At 36.0% G+C, this 24,231-nt stretch carries 14 protein-coding genes; 12 read left to right on the forward strand and 2 right to left on the reverse strand.

The window, feature by feature from the left end:
• The first annotated feature begins 200 nt into the window (after window positions 1-200).
• The gene (gene nagB / locus J7574_RS20220; protein ID WP_290972989.1) at window positions 201-2,114 is read left to right on the forward strand and encodes a glucosamine-6-phosphate deaminase; all 1,914 of its coding nucleotides are present in this window, start codon (window positions 201-203) and stop codon (window positions 2,112-2,114) included.
• A gap of 385 nt (window positions 2,115-2,499) precedes the next feature.
• Here the strand turns inward: nagB and J7574_RS20225 are convergent, their stop codons facing one another.
• Window positions 2,500-3,213 carry a LytTR family DNA-binding domain-containing protein gene (locus J7574_RS20225; RefSeq protein ID WP_290972992.1) on the reverse strand — a complete coding sequence of 238 codons (714 nt, stop codon included), beginning with the start codon at window positions 3,211-3,213 and terminating at the stop codon, window positions 2,500-2,502.
• Between the two features lie 70 nt (window positions 3,214-3,283).
• A complete protein-coding gene (locus J7574_RS20230) occupies window positions 3,284-4,342 on the reverse strand; it encodes a sensor histidine kinase (protein ID WP_290972995.1) in 1,059 nt (352 codons plus the stop codon).
• A gap of 130 nt (window positions 4,343-4,472) precedes the next feature.
• Between J7574_RS20230 and J7574_RS20235 the strand changes: the two genes are divergently transcribed.
• The 11 genes from J7574_RS20235 to J7574_RS20285 all read left to right on the forward strand — a co-directional run bounded on the left by J7574_RS20235 (window position 4,473) and on the right by J7574_RS20285 (window position 24,023).
• Window positions 4,473-6,701, forward strand: a complete 2,229-nt coding sequence (locus J7574_RS20235) for a GH92 family glycosyl hydrolase (protein ID WP_290972997.1) — start codon at window positions 4,473-4,475, stop codon at window positions 6,699-6,701.
• Window positions 6,702-6,735: 34 nt separating this feature from the next.
• Window positions 6,736-8,613 carry a sodium:solute symporter family protein gene (locus J7574_RS20240; RefSeq protein ID WP_290973000.1) on the forward strand — a complete coding sequence of 626 codons (1,878 nt, stop codon included), beginning with the start codon at window positions 6,736-6,738 and terminating at the stop codon, window positions 8,611-8,613.
• A gap of 285 nt (window positions 8,614-8,898) precedes the next feature.
• A complete protein-coding gene (locus J7574_RS20245; protein ID WP_290973003.1) occupies window positions 8,899-9,864 on the forward strand; it encodes a glycoside hydrolase family 130 protein in 966 nt (321 codons plus the stop codon).
• Between the two features lie 7 nt (window positions 9,865-9,871).
• Complete coding sequence (locus tag J7574_RS20250; RefSeq protein WP_290973132.1) at window positions 9,872-10,939, forward strand: carbohydrate-binding family 9-like protein; 1,068 nt, start codon at window positions 9,872-9,874, stop codon at window positions 10,937-10,939.
• Complete coding sequence (locus J7574_RS20255) at window positions 10,914-12,032, forward strand: putative glycoside hydrolase (protein ID WP_290973006.1); 1,119 nt, start codon at window positions 10,914-10,916, stop codon at window positions 12,030-12,032. The genes J7574_RS20250 and J7574_RS20255 overlap by 26 nt, the downstream gene beginning before the upstream one ends.
• Window positions 12,033-12,123: 91 nt before the next feature.
• Complete coding sequence (locus J7574_RS20260; protein WP_290973009.1) at window positions 12,124-13,146, forward strand: isoaspartyl peptidase/L-asparaginase family protein; 1,023 nt, start codon at window positions 12,124-12,126, stop codon at window positions 13,144-13,146.
• Between the two features lie 225 nt (window positions 13,147-13,371).
• A complete protein-coding gene (locus tag J7574_RS20265) occupies window positions 13,372-15,684 on the forward strand; it encodes a glycoside hydrolase family 20 protein (protein ID WP_290973012.1) in 2,313 nt (770 codons plus the stop codon).
• A gap of 12 nt (window positions 15,685-15,696) precedes the next feature.
• Window positions 15,697-17,547: a beta-galactosidase gene (locus tag J7574_RS20270; RefSeq protein ID WP_290973015.1), complete on the forward strand. Its 1,851-nt coding sequence runs from the start codon at window positions 15,697-15,699 to the stop codon at window positions 17,545-17,547.
• 59 nt (window positions 17,548-17,606) lie between these two features.
• Window positions 17,607-19,091, forward strand: a complete 1,485-nt coding sequence (locus J7574_RS20275; protein WP_290973018.1) for an alpha-L-fucosidase — start codon at window positions 17,607-17,609, stop codon at window positions 19,089-19,091.
• An 11-nt stretch (window positions 19,092-19,102) separates the two neighbouring features.
• Window positions 19,103-21,346, forward strand: a complete 2,244-nt coding sequence (locus tag J7574_RS20280; protein ID WP_290973021.1) for a GH92 family glycosyl hydrolase — start codon at window positions 19,103-19,105, stop codon at window positions 21,344-21,346.
• Window positions 21,347-21,362: 16 nt separating this feature from the next.
• On the forward strand, window positions 21,363-24,023 hold the full coding sequence (locus tag J7574_RS20285; protein ID WP_290973024.1) for a glycoside hydrolase family 3 N-terminal domain-containing protein: 2,661 nt from the start codon (window positions 21,363-21,365) through the stop codon (window positions 24,021-24,023).
• Window positions 24,024-24,231: the final 208 nt, after the last annotated feature.

Below are 24,231 nucleotides of genomic sequence, written 5' to 3' on the forward strand. Positions count from 1 at the left end.
CGTTATGATTATACGTTCCGTAGGAACGTTTGATTAAAATCTTCGATTATCCGCGTTTTCGCAAAGCGAATCTGTTTTATCAGCGTACTATTTCATTCTTATTTTGTCTTTTGCCGAAGCGCAGTCGTTATTAGTCGAATTTTTGAGAGCAACGGATTATTTAATTCTACTTTTATCTTAGAAATTAAATGGCAAGGCAAATGATTAAAGAAGATATAGGTTTTAGAGAAGCAGGAAAATTTGAAGAAACTCGTTTTGAAAAAATTCACAACGTTATTTTCGAATCATCTCAAGAAGCTTCTTTACTTGTCGCTCAGGAAATTGCCAATTTAATTCAGAGAAAAAACGAACTAGACGAACCTTGTGTTTTAGGTTTGGCTACGGGTTCTTCGCCAATTAAGGTTTACGAAGAATTGGTTAGAATGCACAAAGAAGAGGGGTTGAGTTTTGCAAATGTTGTGACTTTCAACTTAGATGAATATTATCCGATGGATAAAAATGATATTCAGAGTTATTATCATTTTATGCACGAGCATTTATTCGATCATGTGAATATTCAGCCAGAAAATATCAATATTCCAGACGGGCAGGTGAGTGCCGAGGAATTACAGCAATATTGCATCGATTACGAGATGAAAATCAAATCTTATGGAGGTTTAGATTTTCAGCTTTTAGGAATCGGTAGAACGGGACACATCGGGTTTAATGAGCCAGGTTCTCATGTGAATTCGGGAACCAGAAGTATTACTTTGGATCATATCACGCGTGTTGATGCAGCTTCCTCTTTTTTAGGAATTGATAATGTTCCAAGAAAAGCCATTACAATGGGAATTGGAACCGTAAGAAATGCAAAAAGAATCGTTTTGTTGGGCTGGGGAATCAGTAAAGCAGACATTATAAAAAATACAATCGAAGGAGAAGTTTCTTCGCACGTTCCGGCTACGTATTTGCAAGAGCATAACAACACAACATTTGTTCTCGATACAGAAGCTTCGTCTGAATTGACACGAGTAAAAACGCCTTGGCTAGTAAAATCGTGTGTTTGGACAGACGAACTAAAATTAAAAGCGGTGGCTTGGCTAAGTGAACTAACGAAGAAACCTTTCCTTAAACTGACGGATAAAGATTATAACGACAACGGAATGTCAAGTCTTTTGACGGAGGAAGGAACTGCATACGATTTGAACATTAAGATGTTTAATAAAATGCAGCAAACTATTACAGGCTGGCCAGGCGGAAAACCAAATGCTGACGATACGTACAGGCCTGAACGTTCTACTCCGGAGAAGAAAAGAGTCATTATTTTCAGTCCGCATCCAGATGATGATGTGATTTCGATGGGAGGAACATTTGACCGTTTGGTAGAGCAGGGGCATGAGGTTTATGTAGCTTACCAGACTTCTGGAAATATTGCAGTTTCTAACGAAGAAGCTTTAAAATTTGCAGAAATTTCAAAAGCGGTGAGTCCAGATTCTAGAGTTGCTCAGGAAATAATTGATTTTCTTAAAAACAGAACTGGGACAGAAATCGATTCGCCTGAAGTTAGAAAATTAAAAGGATTAATTAGAAGAAGCGAATCTTTTGGAGCAACACGCTACATTGGTTTGCCAGATGCTAACGTAAACTTTTTGGATCTTCCGTTTTACGAAACAGGAACGGTTAAAAAGAATAATCTTTCAGATGCAGATATCGACATTATGTGCGATATTATAGAAAGAATAAAACCGCATCAAATTTATGCCGCTGGAGATTTAGCAGATCCGCACGGAACTCATAAAGTATGTTTAGACAGTTTGTTTGAAGCTTTAAAGAGATTAAAACACAAAGACTTTATGAACGATTGCTGGGTTTGGCTGTACCGAGGCGCATGGCATGAATGGGAATCGTACCAAATTGACATGGCAGTACCAATGAGTCCTGACCAAGTTTTAAAGAAACGACATGCAATTTTTTATCACCAGTCTCAAAAAGACGGCGTTATGTTTCAGGGTGATGATAGCAGAGAGTTTTGGGTACGAGTTGAAGACAGAAATAGATTGACTGCAGAAAAATATCACAGCTTAGGATTGGCAGATTATTCGGCGATCGAAGCGTTTAAAAGATATCACTTTTAGTGGTTTTGCAGCAATAAAGATAATAGACTATTTCATGGTTTATTTTGGTTAGTTACCTATAATTGAGAGAAAATGCGGTCGTGGTTGGCCGCATTTTCGTTTTCTTTACTTTTTTACGTTTTTTTTACCGCAAAGCACGCGAAGATTTACGCAAAGTTCGCTAAGGTTTTTTTTGCGCAGAGTTCGCAAAGTTTATTTTTGAGATTTTTGATAAAAATAAGAAGTTCGCAAAGCTTAACGAAATAGCTTTGCGAACTTCTTATTCTCAATTCTGACACAATTTAGAAATAAATCTTTGCGAACTCTGCGTAAAAAACTCTGTGCGCTCCGCGTAAAAAAAACTTTGCGAACTTTGCGTAAATCTTTGCGCTCTTTGCGGTTAAAACTATATAGAAGAATTCAATATTTTCTGTTTGACTTCGTCGATATAAGATCTTCCTATTACGTAGCGGAGTCCTTCAATTTCTATGCTGTTTCCTTCAACGGCGTCGATTTTGTCAATCGCAATTGTGTACGATCTGTGGATTCTGATAAAATCTCTTTCAGGCAATAAACTTGTAAAATCAGATAAAGTGCTGTGGATGATAAATTTTCCAGAAGTAGTACTGATTTTTAAATAATCTTTTAAGCTTTCGATAACTAAAATTTCGTTCAAGAAAATTTTCTTCATTTTTTTCTTATCGATTTTCACGAAAATAAAAGGATTCTCTTTGCTATTTTCCTGTGGAGTTTTAGTGGTGTTATTTAATCGTTTATTGATTTTGTTAACCGCTTTCATCAATCTCGGAAACTCAATTGGTTTCACCAGATAATCTAAAACGTCAAGTTCGTAAGTTTCGATCGCAAACTGATCGTAAGCACTTGTAATAATAAGCAAAGGAGGATTTTCTAAACTTTTGATAAAATTAATACCGTCCAAAACAGGCATGTTGATGTCTAGAAAAATTACATCTATGGCATTGTTTTTTAAGAAATTTAATCCTTCAATAGAATTGCTGAAGGTGTTTATTAATTCTAAATCTTCAATCTGTTCAATATAATTTTTAATAACGTTTATTGCCAATGGCTCATCATCGATAATTAAACACTTTATTTTCATTTGTACTGGTTGTTTTGGGCCGATATGTGATATTTGTAGGTATTGTTTTAGAAATAGCTAAAAGCGAGGGCTATACAACTTTTATAACTAGTTTAACGACAAAAATATTCTTTTTATTTTTAAATGAAAGCTTATAGTCATTTTTATTATATCCTAATTCAAGTCTTTTTTTTACGTTCTCAATACCTATACCACTTGACTTGTTAAAATTATCTTTATGTACGGTAAATTCGGGCATTGGGTTTGAAACCGTGAAGTATAAAAAATCTCCCTTCACTTTAAATCTGATGTCAATTAGAACATTTCCTGTGTTTTTGTTTACGCCATGTTTAAATGCATTTTCGACGAAAGTCAAAAGTAAAACAGGCGAAATTTCTTTATCGTGAATATCTCCTGAAATAGACATGTCAACTTCCAGACGTTCTCCGTTTCTAATTCTTTCCAAATCCAGATAATTCTGGATGCACATAATCTCATTTTCGAGAGTCTGTTTTTTGCCTTTTGTTTCATAAAGCATGTAACGCATCAACTCAGAAAGCTTCAGAACGATTTTGGGTGTTTTATTTGATTTTTCTACAGAAAGCGAATAAATATTATTTAAGGTATTAAAGAAAAAGTGCGGAGAAATCTGCGACTTCAAGAATAGCAATTCGGTTTCCAATTGCGATTTTTCTAAATCGGTTACACGTCTTTGCTCTTTCATAAAATCCAAAGTGATTTTAATTGCCGTAACAAAAGTCATTACATACAATTCGCCCATCATCATATCTATAGTATAATTGAGTGTAAGCGTATTGATGGTTTGCGGACCTTCAGGCCAAACGTTGTGTGTAATGAGCAAATAAGTCAGATTAAATTTAATCACAACCATCACAAAAATTGCCGATAATACGGTTACTATATATAGGAAGTATTTTTTTCGATAAATAAAGTAAGGCATTAAAACCAAAATATTCAGATAACACAAAGCCATGTGAATTGGGAAACCGAGTAAAGTGGTTTTTAACGAGTAAACATAATCGTTAAAATAGCTTCCCCAACGGAATGTATTGAATACAAAATACGTCAGCCAAAAGTAAACATGATAACGTATAGGTAAACTATAAGGTTTGCTTGAGTTGAAAATCATAATCGTAGAAAAAAATGTCGTTTGTTACTATTTTTTGATGTTTAGAGCTGTTTAAATGTCGTCCGTCTAAAAATATTTTGGTAAAAGTTGAATTTATCTAAATTTAAAGTTAAATTAATATTGTTTTGATATGAGGAAAATTACGCTGCTTTCTCTAACGGTAATTTTTACTGCAAGTTGCAAAATAAATGTAGATAAAAATCAACATAAACAAAGTTTTGCAACAAATTATGTAGATCCTTTTATAGGTACTGGAGGCCACGGACATACGTATCCTGGTGCAACGGTTCCGTTTGGGATGCTGCAAGTGAGTCCAGATAATGGAATCTCGAGCTGGGACTGGTGCTCGGGCTATCATTATTCTGACTCTATAGTTTCTGGATTTAGTCATTTACATTTAAGCGGGACAGGAATCGGTGATTTGGCAGACATTTTATTTATGCCGACAAACAAAAAGTTAGACTTAACCGCCAAGGCCACTTCACGCGATTTCCTACCGTATAAATCAAAATATAATCATGTTAACGAAAAAGCAATACCGGGTTATTACCAAGTTTTTCTTGAGGATCCTAAAATCAATGTAGAATTAACTTCTACGCAAAGAACCGCCTACCATAAGTATACCTATACTAATAACGACACACAATCTGTTGTTATAGACTTAGGTTTTGCCATTAATTGGGATAAGGCAACAAAAACGGGCATTACAATTGAAGACGAAAATACGATCAGCGGTTACCGTTTTAGTACAGGGTGGGCAAAAAATCAGAAAGTGTTTTTTGTAGCGAAGTTTTCTAAACCCATTACAGAATCTATTATTACTGCTGATAAAAGAGTAGTTTCGGCTAAAACTGCTGAAGGCGAAAATACAGCTCTTCAATTATTCTTCGATTCTAAAAACTCTAAAGAATTAGGTGTAAAAGTGGCACTTTCGTCTGTAAGTATCGCTAATGCGAAAGACAATTTAGATAAAGAGAATCAGCAATTTGAAAAAGTAAAAACTGATGCTTCTGCAATTTGGAACAAAGCTTTAAGCAAAATTACAGTTGAAACTCCAGTCGATTCTCTAAAAACAATTTTCTACACCGCTTTATATCACGCTCAAGTGGCACCAGTAACATACAGCGATAAAAACGGACAATTTAGAACAGAAGACGATAAAATTGTTACTTCAAAAAATTATACGGCTTATTCTACTTTGTCACTTTGGGATACCTTTAGAGCTGAAAATCCGCTGCTTACTATTTTAGATCCGAATCGAGTTTCTGATATCGTGAATTCGATGTTAGCGTATTACGAAACCAAAAAGATACTTCCGGTTTGGACTTTATATTCTAATGAAACCAATACGATGACAGGATACCATTCGATTCCCGTTATTGTGGATGCGTATTTAAAAGGCATAAAAGGTTTTGATGCTGAAAAGGCTTTTGAAGCTATGAAAGCAACCATGATGCAAGACGAACGCGGATTGAACTTTTATAAAAAATACGGATACATTCCATATAATCTACTAGACGAATCGGTTACCATTACTTTAGAATATGCTTATGATGATTGGTGCGTGGCGCAAATGGCAAAAGCTTTAGGGAAACAAGCCGATTATGAGTTTTTCTCTAAACGTGCCAAAGCTTACGAATATTTATTTGATGCGAAATCTGGCTTCATGAGAGGAAAATCTAAAGATGGAAAATCTTGGAACGAACCTTTCGACCCAAAACATTCAAACCACAGAGAACACACCGATTATACAGAAGGAAATGCTTGGCAGCACAGCTGGTTTGTGCCTCATAATGTAGACAATTTTATTAAACTTCACGGTGGAAATGACATTTTCACCAAACGTTTGGAGCAGTTATTTACTGAGAGTTCTGAAATTACTGGAAACAACGTTTCTGCAGATATTTCTGGTCTAATCGGACAGTACGCGCACGGAAACGAGCCAAGCCATCACATTGCATATATGTTTAATCATGCGGGTCAGCCTTGGAGAACGCAATATTGGGTTCGCCATATTTTAGATACACAATATAATACGACTGCAAATGGTCTGAGCGGAAACGAAGATTGCGGACAAATGTCGGCGTGGTATGTATTCAGTTCAATGGGATTATATCCAATGAATCCAGCTTCTGGCGAATACGAAATTGGAAGTCCGATTTTCAATAAATCAACTCTAAATCTTCCAAACGGAAAAACTTTTGTGATTGAAGCAGAGAATGTTTCAGAAAAGAATTTCTATATCCAATCGGCTACTTTAAACGGAAAAGCATTTAATAAAACAGCAATTTCTCACCAAGAAATGCTACAAGGCGGTGTGCTTCATTTTGTAATGGGAGCGCAACCAAACAAAAACTGAGGTCTGAACTAACTAATTCAAAATAAATAATTTAATGAACATAATAGACGTATCAATCATTTTAATCTATATCGTACTCTCGGTTGGTATAGGAATCTGGATTTCAAGAAAAGCATCAAAAGGACTGGATGATTATTTCCTTGGCGGGAAATCTATCAAATGGTATTTTTTAGGATTGAGCAATGGCTCAGGAATGTTTGATGTTTCAGGGACTTCCTGGATGATTGGGGTTTTATTTTTGTATGGCGTAAAAAGCTTCATGTTTATGTGGCTTTGGCCAATTTGGAATCAGATCTTCGTTATGATGTTCCTCGCAGTCTGGATTAGAAGATCGAAAGTAATGACAGGTTCCGAATGGATTTTAACTCGTTTTGGAAGTGATAAAGCAGGGAAAGCGTCGCATATTATTGTTGCTATTTTTGCGATTATTTCTACCATCGGTTTCATCGCTTATTTCTTTGTTGGAATTGGCAAATTTGTAACCATTATTCTTCCTTGGGATTTAACAGTTCATCTAAATGGCGGTGTTTTCCTAACTTCAGAACAAGCTTATGCTTTGTTAATCATTTTCTTAACTACAATTTATACCGTTAAAGGAGGAATGTTCTCTGTAGTTGCGACAGAGGTTGTGCAATATTTAATTATGATTGTAGCAGGAGTTTTAATTGCTGGTTATGCTTTTATTAATTATACAGATATTCAAATCAATTCGGTTATTACACCAGAATGGAAAAATGTTTTCTTCGGATGGCAATTTGAAACGCAATGGAGCGATAAATTCGAAACTTTCAACAGATTAATTGATACGGAAGGTTATAAAATGTTTGGCGCTTTCATCGGAATGACGCTTTTCAAAGGATTCTTCGCCAGCGTTGCAGGTCCAACTCCAAGTTACGATTTACAACGTGTTCTTTCTACAAAATCAGTAAAAGAAGCGGCTTATATGAGCGGTTTTACCAACTTGATTTTATTCATTCCGAGATATTTATTAATCACAGGAATTGTGGTTATTGCTTTAGTAAATCTAGCTCCAGAATTAAATTCAAACGTAAATTTAACCGGTGCCGATTTAGAATTATTGATGCCCAAAGTGGTTAATCTTTATATCCCAGTTGGAATTAAAGGAATTCTTTTGGCTGGTCTTTTAGCGGCTTTCATGTCTGGATTCTCAGCTTTTGTAAATGCAGGGCCAGCGTATATTGTAAATGATATTTATAAAAAATATTTCAAACCAGTTGCTTCAAACAAACATTATATCAAAGTAAGTCAGATTTCTTCTTTCTTGGTTGTTGGTCTTGGTGTTTTCATGGGATTCTTCGCAGATTCTATCAACTCCTTAACACTTTGGATTACAAGTGCGCTGTATGGAGGTTACGTGGCAGCCAACTTCCTAAAATGGATCTGGTGGCGTTTTAACGGATGGGGTTATTTCTGGGGAATGGTCGGCGGATTAATCGCAGCTTCTCTTCAGTTCGTTTTAGATCAGAATAAAGCAAATTTAGCAGCTGGAACATTCCTGCATGATCTTTCGCAAGTGCCTTCGATTTACTTATTCCCATTAATTTTCGGAATGTCGATTTTAGGTTGTCTTTTAGGAACATATTTAAGCAAACCAACCGATATGGAAGTTTTGAAATCTTTCTACAGCAATGTTAGACCCTGGGGATTCTGGAATCCAGTTTATAAAGAATTAAAAAGCGAAGATCAGTCTTTCCAAAAAAATAATGATTTCTATTTAGATATGATGAATTGTGTTATCGGTATTATTTGGCAGTCAAGCATGATTTTGCTTCCAATTTATTTCATTATCAGAGATTATCCAAAAGCTGGAGTGGCTTTGGCAGTTTTTTTGGTGACGACGACAATATTAAAATTTACTTGGTTAGACCGGGTTCGAAAGATAGAAGAGTAGATTTTTAGAAGAAAGAAAATAGAAGAAAGAAACAAGATTTCTTGGGTTGAGAATAAAATTAAACACATAGAAATATAGGCTTTCTTTTGCTTAAAAAAGGAAATAGAAAGAAACTAGTTTCTAACACATAGCTTTGAACAAAGTCCATAGGAACGCATCGGAAGTCTACAAAGATTGGCGACAAAGATTGCGGAAATTCTAGAGTGATCCTTCCTTCGTCAGGATGACAAAAACAAAAAACAAACAAAAAACAAACAAAAAACTAATAAATAAAAAAACAATAAAATGAGTACTATTCCTTGGCAAGACAGACCCGAAAACAGTAAAGATGTAATGTGGAGATATTCTGAGAATCCAATTATCGACAGATATTCGATTCCTACGTCAAACAGTATATTCAATAGTGCAGTTGTACCTTTTGGAGATGGATATGCTGGGGTTTTCAGATGCGATAACAAAGCGGTTCAAATGAATATTTTTGCTGGTTTCAGTAAAGATGGTATCAATTGGGATATCAACCACGAACCAATCGAGATGAAATCTGGAAATACAGAAATGATCGAATCGGCTTATAAATACGATCCGCGTGTGGTTTGGATCGAAGACCGTTATTGGATTACTTGGTGTAATGGTTACAACGGACCAACAATTGGGATTGGTTATACATTTGATTTTAAAGAATTTTTCCAATGTGAAAATGCCTTTTTACCATTCAACAGAAACGGAGTTTTATTTCCACAAAAAATTAATGGCAAATATGCTATGTTAAGCCGTCCGAGTGATAACGGACACACTCCTTTTGGAGATATTTGGATTAGCTATAGCCCAGACATGAAATATTGGGGAGAACACAGATTGGTAATGAAACCAAGTCCGTTTGAGCAAAGCGCTTGGCAATGTACAAAAGTGGGTGCAGGACCAATCCCGATTTTAACTAACGAAGGGTGGCTAATGATTTACCACGGAGTGATCAATACTTGCAACGGTTTCCGTTATGCAATGGGTTCAGCACTTTTAGATGTTGATTTTCCAGATCAGGTAAAATATAGAACTCAGCCTTATTTGTTAGGACCAGCAGAGACTTATGAAATGGTTGGCGATGTTCCAAACGTAGTTTTTCCTTGCGCGGCTTTACACGATATTGAGGAAGATAAATTAGCTGTTTATTACGGAGCGGCAGATACTCATGTAGCGATCGCTTTCGGAAAATTAAGTGAAGTAATTCAGTTTACAAAAGATAATAGTTTATAATATAATGATGCATAGTAGAGGTAAATTATTGTCCCTGTTCGTAAGTCTTTTTTCTTTGATGATGTATGCACAAGCAGAAAAGGAGGTCAGCCCTAAAAGTTATATTGCGTATAAAACTTCAAATGAAATTGTTATTGACGGAGACGGAGCAGATAAAGCTTGGGAAAAAGCAGCTTGGACAACTCCTTTTATCGACATAGAAGGCGTTGAAAAACCAAAATACAATACTCAAGTCAAAATGCTTTGGGACGATAATTGCTACTATATTCTGGCAAAAATAGAAGAGCCTCACGTTTGGGCCAATCTAAGACAACGCGATACCATTATTTTTTACAATAATGATTTTGAGGTTTTTGTTGATCCAGATAATGATACTCACAATTATTACGAATTGGAAATTAACGCCTTAAACACCGCTTGGGATTTATTCATCAATAAACCTTACAGAGAAAAAAATACAGTTTTAAACGACTGGAATATCACAGGTTTAAAATCGGCTGTGAAAATTGACGGAACTTTAAATAATGCATTAGATATCGATAAAGGCTGGACATTAGAAATTGCCATTCCGTGGTCGGTTTATAAGACATCGTATTTTGATAATATTGTTCCGAAAGATAAATTCTGGAGAGTCAATTTCTCACGTGTGAATTGGCAACATTCCGTTGTTGACGGAAAATATGAACGTAAAAAAGATTCAGAAGGAAAATTTCTCCCAGAATACAATTGGGTTTGGTCGCCTATGGGAGTGATAAATATGCATGAGCCCGAAAAATGGGCTTATGTATACTTTTCATCAAAAGAAAGCGATGATAAGTTTTCAATTCCGCAGGAAGAAAAGGTAAAATGGGAGCTGTATACATTGTATCGCGCTCAAAAAAGATATTTCGAAAAGAATAAATCTTGGGCAAAATCGTTGCAAAACATCAGTAAAAAAAATATAGTGGTGGATGGAAAGACTTTAAAACCAGTTTTAGAAAATCATTCGTCAGGATTTAATATCTTGGTAAAAAGTCCTTTTTCAAACAAAACCTTAATAATTAAAGAAGATGGTAAAATTATTACGAACGAATAAGTTACAGAACTTTTCAAAGATTGTAGTTTTGGCGCTTTCGCTGAGTTTATTCTCCTGCGGACAAAAAGAGGCTAAAGCAGAAGAAAACGCAAAATTTACTTTTGGAGTTTGGACTACTGCCGATGCTAAAAAATCGGATGCAGATTATTCTAAAGAATTCAAAAAATACAAAGACGGCGGCATCGACGAAGTTTTAATTAACACGCAAACCGATCCGAAACTATTAGCAAGATTAGTTCCGCTTGCAACAAAAGAAGGACTAAAAGTGCATGCTTGGATTATGGCCATGAACCGCCCAAATGATTCAGTGGCGTTACAGCATCCAGATTGGTATCAAGTAAGCAAAGAAGGAAAATCTTGTTTTGATAACCGTCCGTATGTAGATTATTACCAATGGCTTTGCCCAACTAAAGAAGCATCTAGAAACCACGTTTTAGGTTTAGTTGAAGGTTTAGCAAAAGTAGAAGGAATTGAAAGTGTACATTTAGATTACATTCGTTTCCCAGATATTTTCTTGCCAATTAGTTTGTTGCCAAAATACAACTTGGTTCAAGATGTAGAATTGCCACAATTTGATTTCTGTTATTGTGATGCTTGTGTAAGCAAATTCGAAAAAGAACACCACAAAAATCCAAAAGAAAGCCACAATACTTCGATTGATATGGAATGGAAAAATTTCAGATTAAATGCAGTAAAAGCAGTGGTTGACGATGCTTATAAAATCGCTCATAAATACAATAAAAAGCTAACAGCTGCAGTGTTTCCTTATCCAGAAATGGCAGACCACATGGTGCGTCAGCGTTGGGATAAATGGAATATTGACGAAGTATATCCAATGATTTACCACAGTTTTTATGATGAAGAAATTGACTGGGTGGGTTATGCAACGAAACAAGGAGTAGCAGATTTAGAAGGAAAAGAGACGAAAGTTAATACAGGAATTTATATTCCAGGATTAAAATCGGATGCAGAATTGAAAGAAGCCATTTTACTGGCTAAGAAAAATGGTGCAACGGGAGTTTCGTTTTTTGACGGAAATGCTTTATCAGATAGTAATTTAAAAACGATTGCTGCAATAAAATCCGCGTTATAGTCGATTTTAGTGGGATTAAAAATTATTACTGATTAATTTAGCAACATTGAAGAACATTTAGTTTCTGAAAGTTGAATTTAAACCAAAAGACATGTCAAATAGAAGAGATTTTATTAAAAAAACCACTTTAGGCACCTTAGCCATTAGTTCTGTTTTGGGTGTAAGCGGATTTGCTGCAAATCACGAAAATGAACCACAAGCAGAAGAAAAAGAAAAAAAGCAGACCAAGCCGATTATCATTTCGACATGGAATCACGGTTTGCCTGCCAATAAAGAATCTTGGAAAAACTTAAAAGAAGGAAAATCAGCTTTGGATGCAATCGAAGCTGGAATGAAAATACCTGAAGCTGATCCGAATGTCCGCAGTGTTGGTTATGGAGGATATCCGGATCGCGAAGGGAAAGTGACACTAGATGCCTGTATAATGGATCACAACAGCAATTGTGGGTCTGTATGTTTCTTAGAAGGAATCATGCATCCAATTTCTGTTGCAAAAAGAGTACTGCAAAATACGCCTCATGTAATGTTAGCAGGGCAAGGTGCGTTGCAATTTGCTTTATCAGAAGGATTTAAAGAAGAAAATCTTTTAACTCCCGAATCTGAAAGAGACTGGAAAAAATGGCTGGAAGAGTCAAAATACAAACCAGTTATCAATATAGAAAATCACGATACCATAAGCATGCTAATGTTAGACCAAGATGGCAATCTTTCAGGCGGATGCACCACTAGTGGCGCGGCTTGGAAAATGCACGGACGCGTCGGTGACTCCCCAATAATCGGCGCGGGTCTTTTCTTGGACAACGAAGTGGGAGCGGCTGCGGCAACAGGTTTGGGAGAAGCCGTGATTAGAACTGCGGGAAGCGCCATGGTGGTCGAATTAATGCGTCAAGGGAAATCGCCTTTTGATGCTTGTAAAGAAATTACAGAACGTATTTACAACAAACATAAAAACCACAAAGACATGGAGTACCTTCAAGTTGGTTTTATTGCTTTGAACAAAAATGGCGAATATGCTGGTTACAGCTTAAGATCAGGTTTTAATTATGCTGTTTCTGATGATGCAAAAGGTCACAGAATGGAAGACGCGAAATTTAAAATGTCTTGGGAGAAATAATTTTGCCAAAAATGGATGGATTAAAATCCATCCCTACAATATGTTTCGAGCCGAAGGCTCTTTTGCAGGAGTTCCGTAGGAACGAATCATTTTGTAGCAACGGATTTTAATCCGTTGAACGTTATGTGCATTTATACAAAGTGAAACGCCTTTTTTAAGCTTAAAAAAAAACTATGTTTCTATGTGTTTAAGAAATAATCACAAAGAGAAACCAAAAAACAACCAATGAAAAAAATACTATTCATATTAACCTTAATTGCTTCAATTTTCTCTGTTCAAGCGCAGAAAGTTTACACGGAAAGTGATATTCATATCATCCCGAAACCAAGTCAGACTCTTATTAAAACAGGTGTTTTTGAATTTACAAAAGATACAAAGTTTGTCGTAAACGGTGATTTCCAAAAAGATGCGGCAAATGCTTTGGCTTCTAAATTTGAAGTGGCTGCAGGATGGAAACCAGAAACGACAACGAAAGCGCCAGCGAGCAATTTTGTTCAGTTTAAAGTAGATCCGAATTTAAAGAATGAAGCTTACGTTTTAGATGTAAATCCGACAAGTATAGTGATTTCTGCGAAAGGAAATGTCGGCTTTCTGTATGGATTAGAAAGCGTAAGACAATTACTTCCTGAGGCGATTGAAAGCAAATATGCAATTACTTCTGCAAAATGGCAGATTCCGAGTTTAACGATTAACGACGAACCTCGTTTTAAATGGAGAGGTTTAATGTTGGATTTGTCTCGTCATTTCTTCGATAAAAATTACATTATAGCTACAATCGATCGTTTGGCGATGCATAAGATGAACGTGTTGCATTTGCATTTGGTTGATGATCAAGGTTGGAGAATCGAAATTAAAAAATATCCAAAACTAACAGAAGTTGGGGCTTGGAGAGTAGATCAGGAAAACACAAGCTGGAACGCCAGATTAACAACAAATCCTGATGAAAAAGGGACTTACGGCGGATTCTTGACTCAAGATGAATTAAGAGAAATTGTAAAATATGCTTCGACAAAAGGAATCGAAATTATTCCAGAAATCGAAATGCCGGCACACGTAAGCAGTGCGATTGCAGCTTATCCAGAATTGGCTTGTTTCAATCAGAGAATTGGTGTTCCGTCGGGAGGAGTTTGGCCTTTAACTGATATTTATTGTGCAGGAAAAGAAACGACTTTTGAGTTTTTGCAAAATGTAATTGATGAAGTCATTACAATTTTCCCATCAAAATACATTCATATTGGTGGCGATGAAGCGACTAAAACCAATTGGGCAAAATGTCCGCTTTGCCAAAAAAGAATCAAAGACGAACATTTAAAAGACGTCAACGAATTGCAAAGCTATTTTGTAAAACGTATGGAAAAATACATCAACTCAAAAGGTAAAAAAGTTATCGGTTGGGATGAAATCTTAGAAGGCGGTTTAGCTCCAGATGCAACGGTAATGAGCTGGAGAGGAATGAAAGGCGGAATTGAAGCTGCAGATCAAGGTCATGATGTGATAATGTCTCCAGAATCTCCTTGTTATTTCAATTTCTACCAAGGCCCGCAGAATGAAGAACCTTTGGCTTTTGATGCTTACAATCCGTTAAGTGAAGTGTATAAATTTGATCCTGTAGTTTCAACCATGACGCCTCAAGAAGCAGCTCATGTTTTGGGTGGACAAGCCAATTTATGGGCAGAACATATTGCAGGACCAAAAGATTCAGAATATATGATTTTCCCAAGATTGGCGGCATTATCAGAAACGTTATGGAGTCCGAAAGAGAAACGCAATTGGAATGATTTTACAACGAGATTGTTTTCTTTATTTAAACGTTACGATTATTTGGGAATCAATTATGCGAAAAGCGCTTATTTGGTAACAGCTTCTTCAACAGCAGATTTGCCTAATAAACAGATTAAGGTAGAATTGAAAAATGAGTTTCCTAATCCAGATATTCGTTATGTTTTAGGAAACCAAAGCATTGATCACCATGCTATAAAATATACAAGTCCAATTGCAATAAAAGAAACCACGGTTTTAAAAGCGTCTTTATTTCAAGATGACAAACCAGTAGGAAAGACATATACTGATACTATAGTTTTTCATAAAGCATTTGCGAAAAAAGTGAAATACTTAACGCCGTATAATTCAAATTATAAAGGAGACGCCAATACAATGGTAAACACCATTCGCGGAAGCAAAAATTTCCATGACGGACAATGGCAAGCTTGGCTGGTTAACGATATGGAATTGGTAATTGACTTAGAAAAAGTAGAAAGTATCGAACAAGTAAAAGTTGGAGCTTTAGAAAGTCAGGGAGCAGGAGTTAATTTTCCAATCGAAGTTAAAGTTTTAATTTCTAATGACGGAATTAAATACACTCAAGTAGGAAAACTTATGCGTCCGTATGCTGTAAATGCAGTTCCAGAATTGAAAGAATTTAAAATCAATTTCCAAAAGCAAAATGCACGCTTTGTAAAAGTAATTGCAGGCAACTTAAAGAAAAGTCCAAAAGGAGAAAGTTCTTGGCTGTTTGTCGATGAAATTTTAATTGATTAATTATTTTAAAAAATGAATAAGATACTACTTAAGCTCGGGATATTATTGATTTGCGTGATGCCATTTTTTAATTGGGCGCAAACCAAAGGATTTTCTATTTCTAATGGAGAATTTCAGCAAGACGGGAAAATTATTAAAATACATTCAGGAGAAATGCACTATGAGCGTATTCCTAAAGAGTATTGGCGACATAGATTGCAAATGCTTAAAGCTATGGGAATGAATACTGTTGCAACCTATGTGTTTTGGAATTATCACGAAATAGAGCCAGGTGTATGGGATTTTAAAACAGGAAATAGGGACTTAGCAGAGTTCGTACGTATTGCCAAAAGTGAAGGCTTGTATGTAATTCTTAGGCCAGGTCCGTATGCGTGTGGTGAATGGGAATTTGGAGGATATCCTTGGTGGTTGCAAAATAACCCAGATTTAGTAATTCGTACCAATAACAAAGCATTTTTAGAAGCTTGTAAAACGTATCTTGAACATTTGTATGCAGAGGTAAAAGGGCTTTTCGCCAATCAAGGAGGGCCAATTATTATGGTTCAGGCTGAAAATGAATTTGGTTCGTATGTTTCTCAAAGAACAGATATTAAAGCTGAGGATCATAAAGCATACAAAACAGCAATTTACAATATACTTAAACAAACTGGATTTCCAGAGCCTTTTTTTACTTCTGACGGAAGTTGGCTGTTTGAAGGCGGTACGGTCGAAGGTGTTTTGCCAACAGCAAATGGAGAGTCAAATATTGATAATTTAAAGAAGCAAGTAGATAAATACCATAAAGGACAAGGGCCATATATGGTGGCAGAATTTTATCCTGGCTGGTTGGATCATTGGGCAGAACCATTTGTTAAAATTGGATCAGAGGAGATTGCAAACCAAACTAAAAAGTACCTTGATGCAGGTGTTTCTTTTAATTATTATATGGCACATGGCGGTACTAATTTCGGATTTACTTCTGGAGCAAATTATAATGAAGAAAGAGATATTCAGCCTGATATTACAAGCTATGATTATGATGCTCCAATAAGCGAAGCAGGTTGGGCAACACCAAAATTTATGGCTATACGTGAAGTAATGCAAAAGTATTCTAAAACAAAATTAGCATCGATTCCAGAGAAAATTCCAGTTATAAAATATCCTAATCAGCCTATCAAATCTAGTATGGATGTTTTAAGTTGGATAAAAAAAGAAAAACCTGTTGTAAATGACCAGCCCTTAACATTTGAAAAATTGGGTCAAGGGCATGGATATGTTTTATATCGAAAAAGATTTACTCAACCCATTTCTGGCAAATTAAAAATTGAGGGGTTGAGAGACTTTGCTACAGTTTATGTAAATGGAGTTAACGTGGGCGAGTTAAATAGAGTTTTCAAAAACTACGAGTTGACAGTTTCGATTCCTTTTAACGGCAGTTTAGAAATTCTAGTTGAAAATATGGGGCGTATTAATTACGGAGCCGAAATAGTACATAATACTAAAGGTATTATTTCTCCAGTTTTTATAAATGAATATGAAATTAGCGGTGGTTGGGAAATGTATAAAATGCCGATGAATGAAGTGCCAGTTATTAAAAACGAAACGGTAAAATCAGGGCGTCCAGTTTTATATGAATCTATTGTGAACATAAATAAACCAGCAGATAGTTTTCTTGATATGACAGCTTGGGGAAAAGGAATTGTATTTGTTAATGGCCACAATCTTGGTCGCTACTGGAAAGTAGGACCGCAACAAACATTGTATGTACCAGGCTGTTGGTTGAAAGCAGGTGAAAATAAGTTTGTTGTATTGGAGCAACTTAATGAGAATAGCAAAACAGAATTAACTTTTACAGATCAGCCGATACTTGAAAAATTAAACTGAGAATACCACTATTAAACAAAAAACAAAAGAATAAATAAAACCTAATAAATAGATTAAAGATGAAAAAAGGAATATTCATAATCGCCCTTTTATTTTCAGCTCAGATATTTGCTCAGGCGATATATGAAGATGAAAGATACGTACCAGAAACAGATCCGTTAGTGTTGAAAAACTTAGACGAATGGCAAGGCAAAAAATTTGGTTTGCTAATGCACTGGGGAACTTACAGCCAGTGGGGTATTGTAGAGTCTTGGTCTATTTGTCCGGAAGATTACGGATGGTGTGAGCGTAAAAAAGGGAGTAATCCAAACAATTACAATCAATACGTTGCCGATTATGAAGGATTAAGAAAAACGTTTAATCCAGTAAAATTTGATCCTGCAAAATGGGCAAAAGCAGCCAAATATGCGGGTATGAAATACATGGTTTTCACTACAAAACACCATGACGGATTTAATATGTACGATACTAAATATTCTGATTATAAAATTACGAGTAAAGAGGTTCCTTTTCATACCAATCCAAAAGCTGATGTTTTAAAAGAGATTTTCAATTCTTTTCGAGGAGAAGGTATTTCAACAGGAGCTTATTTTTCTAAACCAGACTGGCACAACGAAAATTACTGGGATCCTTACTTTCCTCCATTCGACAGAAACGTAAACTACGATCCTGCTTTATATCCAGAAAAATGGCAGAAATATGTTGATTTCACGCATAACCAAATCTTAGAAATCTTAAGCAACTACGGAAAAGTAAACATTTTATGGCTTGATGGAGGATGGGTTAGAAAAAGAGACCAAGTAAACATTAAAGAAAACTACGATGAGAAGTTTACAGAAAACGAATCTAAAAATGGTTTCATTAAACACAGAGTGGTAGATCAAGATCCGAAAATGGACGAATTGGTTGTAAAAGCACGTCAAAAACAACCAGGTTTAATTGTTGTAGATAGAGCAGTTCACGGTAAAAATCAAAACTACTTAACTCCAGAAGGACGTGTTCCTGCTAAAACGTTGCCTTATCCGTGGGAATCTTGTATTCCAGCTGGTGGCGGATGGTCTTATTCTCCAGGCGCTACTTATATGACAGGAAGACAAGGAATTCATTTGTTAATTGATATTGTGGCAAAAGGTGGAAACTTATTGTTAAACGTTGCGCCAAGCCCAGAAGGAGAATGGGATAAAGGTGCTTACGACTTGTTGCAAGCTTACGGAGATTGGATGAAAGTAAACAGCACAGCGATTTACAACACCAAACCAATCGAGCCTTACAAAGAAGAAAACATCTGTTTTACACAAAATAAAGCGGGTAACGTATTTGCCTTTTATTTAGCTAAAGAAGGAGAAGATAAAATTCCTGCTGAAGTTACAGTAAAAGCGATTAGCCCTAAAAAAGGAACAAAAATTACCATGTTAGGCTCTAAAACTTCTTTAAAATGGACCAAAGAAGGAAACGGATTTAAAGTACTTATTCCAGAAAGTTTAAGAAACAATCTTCCAGCAAAAGAAGCTTGGACTTTAAAAATTGAAGCGATTAACAGATAAGAAGGAAACCTATGGTTTTAAATAATAAAAACAAATTCAAAACAGCATGTATTTTGTACATGCTGTTTTTTAGCATTACTATTTTTGCGCAGGAGCCTGCCGATTTTGTCAATCCCATAATTGGAACTTCCAATTACGGAGCAGCATTTCCAGGCCCGATTGCACCGCGCGGAATGGCAAGTATTAGTCCGTTTAATGTGGCTGGAGTAAAAAACACTCCGATGGAAAAAGACAGCCAGTGGCTTTCTAATCCGTATGTGAATGAAAATACTTTTTTGACGGGATTTAGTCAAGTGAATTTAAGTGGCGTTGGCTGTCCAGATTTGGGCGTTATCTTATTGATGCCAACTACGGGAAAAGTAGAAATCGATCATTTAAAATACGGTTCGACTTATTCTAATGAAGTGGCAAAGGCGGCTTATTACAGCGTAAACATTGACAAGTATAAAGTAAAAGGAGAATTTACAGCTTCAAAACGAGTTGGGATTAGCAGATTCACTTTCCCGAAAGGGCAGTCTAATATTTTATTAAATCTTGGTTTAGGTTTAACAAATGAAGAAGGAGCCATGATAAAAGTAGTTTCTTCTACAGAAATTGAAGGAATGCGTTCGGTTGGTTCGTTTTGTTACAACAGCCCAGAAGATGCTTACCCAGTTTATTTTGTGGCTCAATTTTCTAAACCTGCCGATAAATTCGGAGTTTGGAAAAAGCCTACCAAATATAACGGTGTTGAAGCACAATGGATGGGTTACAACGGAAAAGCAAGAATGATGGATAATACCATCAAAACTGTTGTAGGAGATAGTATTGGAACTTATTTTACCTATAAATTCGAAAAACAGGAAACGGTTGAAGTTAAAATCGGAATTTCGTACGTAAGTATCGAAAATGCCCGTGAAAACTTAGCAAAAGAAGTGGGTAACAGATCTTTTGACGCAATTTACAAAGAAACCTATAACGAATGGAACGAAGAATTATCGAAAATTATGGTTGAAGGTGGCTCCAAGGATGACAAAACAATTTTCTATACGGCATTGTATCATACTTTAATTCATCCTAATACTTTAAATGATATTAACGGAGAATATCCAGTAATCAAAAGAACTAAAATTCGTAAAACCGAAGGGACTCGTTATACCGTATTTTCATTATGGGATACGTATAGGAATGTGCATCCGTTAATGTCTTTGGTTTATCCAAAACAGCAATCTGATATGGTAAAAAGTATGTTGGATATGTTTGATGAAAACGGCTGGTTACCAAAATGGGAATTGAATTCGACTGAAACTTTTACTATGGTTGGTGATCCTGCAAGTATTGTTATTACAGATACTTACTTGAGAGGAGTTCGTGATTATGATGTTAGTAAAGCGTACTATGCGATGTTGAAAGGCGCCGATAATATTGAAAATAACCCGCTTCGTCCGGGATTGAAAGATTATATCAAAAAAGGATATTTGACAACCGACAGCAAAGGTCCCGTTTCGACCACTCAGGAATACAATATTTCAGATCATGCTATTTCGCTTATGGCCAACGAATTTGGAGACAAAGACAATGTAAAACGTTTTTATAATCGTTCGTTATCCTACAGAAAATTATTCGATAAAAATCTGAATTTACTTCGCCCAAGAACTGCAAATGGAGATTGGTACGAACCTTTTGATCCTACATCTGGAGCTAATTTTGAAGAAAATGTTGGTTTTATAGAAGGAAATGCTTATCAGTATAATTTTATGGTTCCTCACGACATCAAGGGATTAATGAAATTAATGGGCGGGGATAAAGCTTTTTCAGCGCAGTTGCAGAAAATCTTCGATACTAAACAATTTGATATGGCAAACGAGCCAGACATTGCCAATCCGTATCTGTTTAATTATGTAAAAGGGGAAGAATATAAAGCTCAGGAAAATGTAAAAAGATTGGTGAAACAATATTTTCAAAATAGCCCAAAAGGATTGCCAGGAAATGATGATACAGGAACAATGTCGGCTTGGTTGGTGTATTCGATGATGGGAATTTACCCAATTTCTCCAGGAGATCCAGTTTACGCGATTACAACGCCAATGTTTCATAGAGTGATAATCAAATTAGATCCAAGATATTATAAAAAAGAAAGCATTGTAATTGAAAGACAAATCAATAATGATGGAAAAATCAATTCGATTGAGATAAACGGAAAAACACTTAACAGCTTTTTTATTTCGCACGATGATTTTGTGAATGGTACAAAGCTTAAAGTGATCCAAAATTAAACACACACACACAACTATGTTACAATTAAGAATGAGAAAAACAGCCATTATTTTTGTAATGGCTGTTGGTTTTTTAAACCAAGTACACGCCCAGAAAAAGTATCTGTATCAAGATGCGAAAGCGCCTGTTGAAGACAGAGTAAAAGACTTGTTAAGCCGTATGACACTTGAAGAAAAAGTACGTCAGATGGATATGTATAGAGGAGATTTTTTTAAAGAAAAAGAAGATTTTGCTAAAGGTAAATCGGCTGAAAAAATCGGAAAATTAGGAATCGGAGCAATTCATGATCTTTATCCGCGTTCAGCGAAAATGATCAACGATCTTCAAACCAATGTAATCAAAGGAAACCGTTGGGGAATTCCTGCTCTGATTATGTGTGAAATGCTTCACGGTTATTTAGATGAAGGAAGTACCGCTTTCCCAATGAACATTGGACTTGGTGCAACTTGGGATACTTCTGTTTTGGACAAAGTGGGTAAAGTAATCGGTATGGAAGCTAGAGCGCATGGCGTTCATTTTGGTTTTGGTCCAAACTTAGATTTAGGCCGCGAACCAAGATGGGGAAGAGTAGCTGAAACTTTTGGCGAAGATGCGTATTTGAATAGCGAAATAGGATTGGCATTCATCAAAGGATTGCAGGGAGACGATTTAAAATCAGATCGTTCTATTATTGCCGAGCCAAAACACTTTGCGGTTCACGGTATTCCACAAGCGGGAGGAAATTCTTCTCCAATTTTAGTGGGAGAACGTTCAGTTAGAGAAGATCATTTGCCTTCTTTCCAAAAAGCATTTACAAAAGGAGGTGCATTAGGAACTATGTGTGCGTATTCGGAGTTGGACGGAATTCCTTGTGCGGCAAACCACTGGTTGTTGACAGATGTTTTAAGAAACGAATGGGGTTTTAAAGGACTTGTAGTCTCAGATTTAGGCGCTATTAAATACATTCAAACGACTCATAAAGTTTCTGATTCTCCAAAAGAAAGTATTAGAGAAGCGGTTTCTGCGGGAGTTGATATGCAGTTTTACGATTTCAGTAACGAATTCTGGCAAAATACCATCATTGAATTGGTAAACGAAAAGAAATTGACAATGGAAAACATCGACCGTGCAGCGGGAGCAGTTTTGCGTTTGAAATTCTTATTGGGATTATTTGAAAATCCGTATACCGATAAAAACCTGATTAAAGAGCGTTTTCATACCAAAGAAAACCAAACTGTTGCTTTAGAAGCGGCTCATAAATCGATGGTCTTATTAAAAAACGAAAACAATATTTTACCACTAAGTAAAAATCTTAAAAATATTGCAGTTATCGGACCGAATGCTAATGCTTCGAGAATGGGAGGTTATGCTCCTAAAAACAGTGTTGGAGTAACCGTTTTTGAAGGTGTGCAGCAAGTAATGGGAAAAACAGCCAATGTGGTTTATGAAGAAGGCGTGCCTTTGATTATAAAAGGACAAGCTATTCCATCTAAATATTTATTTACTTCTGATGGATCTCAAAACGGATTAAAAGGAGAATATTTTAATAATAGAAATTTAGAAGGAACTCCAGCTTTAACGCGTATCGACAACCAATTAGAATTTGACTGGCCATGGGCTCCTGGTGATGGTGTCAATGTGGATGATTTCTCTATTCGTTGGACAGGTTATATTCAATCAGATAAATCATTTGACGGTTGGTTGGGCTTAAGTTCAGATGATGGAATCAGAATGTGGGTTGACGATCAATTGGTGATCGACAACTGGACAAAAGGTGCGACAAGCATTGTAACCACTCCAAAAAATATTGAAGCAGGAAAGAAATATAAAGTCCGCATTGAAATGTGGGAAGGAGGCTGGGGAGCCAGAGCTCACTTGCGTTGGAATTTAGAAAAAGTAAACATGCAGCCAGCAATTGATGCCGCTAAGAAAGCAGATGTTGCCATTGTAGTTTTAGGAGAATCAAACGAATTGGTTGAAGAAAATAGAGATGCTGCTACTTTAGATTTACACGGAATGCAGCAGGAATTGATTGAAGCCATCCAAAAAACAGGAACTCCAGTAGTTTGTGTGCTTTTAAATGGACGTCCGCTTTCTACAAATTGGATTGCAGATAATATCCCAGCAGTTTTAGAAGGTTGGTTCCCAGGAGAATTTGGAGGAAGAGCTGTGGCCGATGTTTTATTTGGAGATTACAATCCTGGAGGAAGATTGCCGATTACAGTTCCAAAATCAGTTGGGCAGTTACCTATATATTACAATCAAAAACCATCTGCGATTCACAAATACGTTAGCGAAAGCGAAAATCCATTGTATACTTTTGGTTACGGTTTAAGCTATACGAAGTTTGAATATTCGAATTTAAAAATCAGTGCCAACGAAATTAAACCAGATGGAGAAGTAAAAGTTTCTGTTGATGTGAAAAATGTTGGAAATCTGGATGGAGACGAAGTTGTGCAATTATATGTAAATGATGTTTACAGTTCTGTTACGACTCCAGAAAAAACTTTAAGAGGTTTTAAGAGGTTAAATGTTAAAAAAGGAGAATCCACAACTGTAGAATTTACACTTACAAAAGATGAGTTAGGTCTGTATAACAGGCAGTTACAGTTTGTGGTAGAGCCAGGAGACTTTGAAGTTATGGTAGGTGGAAATTCGACTGATCTGTTAAAAACCAAATTTAAAGTTTCGAACTAAAAGACGTTAAATACCGCATAATTTTAAACGTTTCTTTGATAAAAAAAAGAATACAATTAAAAAAGGCCAAAATCTATTAGATAATAGTGTTTTGGCCTTTTTTTATAAGGCAGAGTAGGATTACAAATGAAAACGTTTTCTTTCAATAAATGACCAAAGATTTACCAACACCTGTGAAAAAATGTCATTTGTCGAAATTATATTTTGT

Source organism: Flavobacterium sp. (genome assembly GCF_017744675.1).
In the GTDB taxonomy this organism is placed as follows: domain Bacteria; phylum Bacteroidota; class Bacteroidia; order Flavobacteriales; family Flavobacteriaceae; genus Flavobacterium.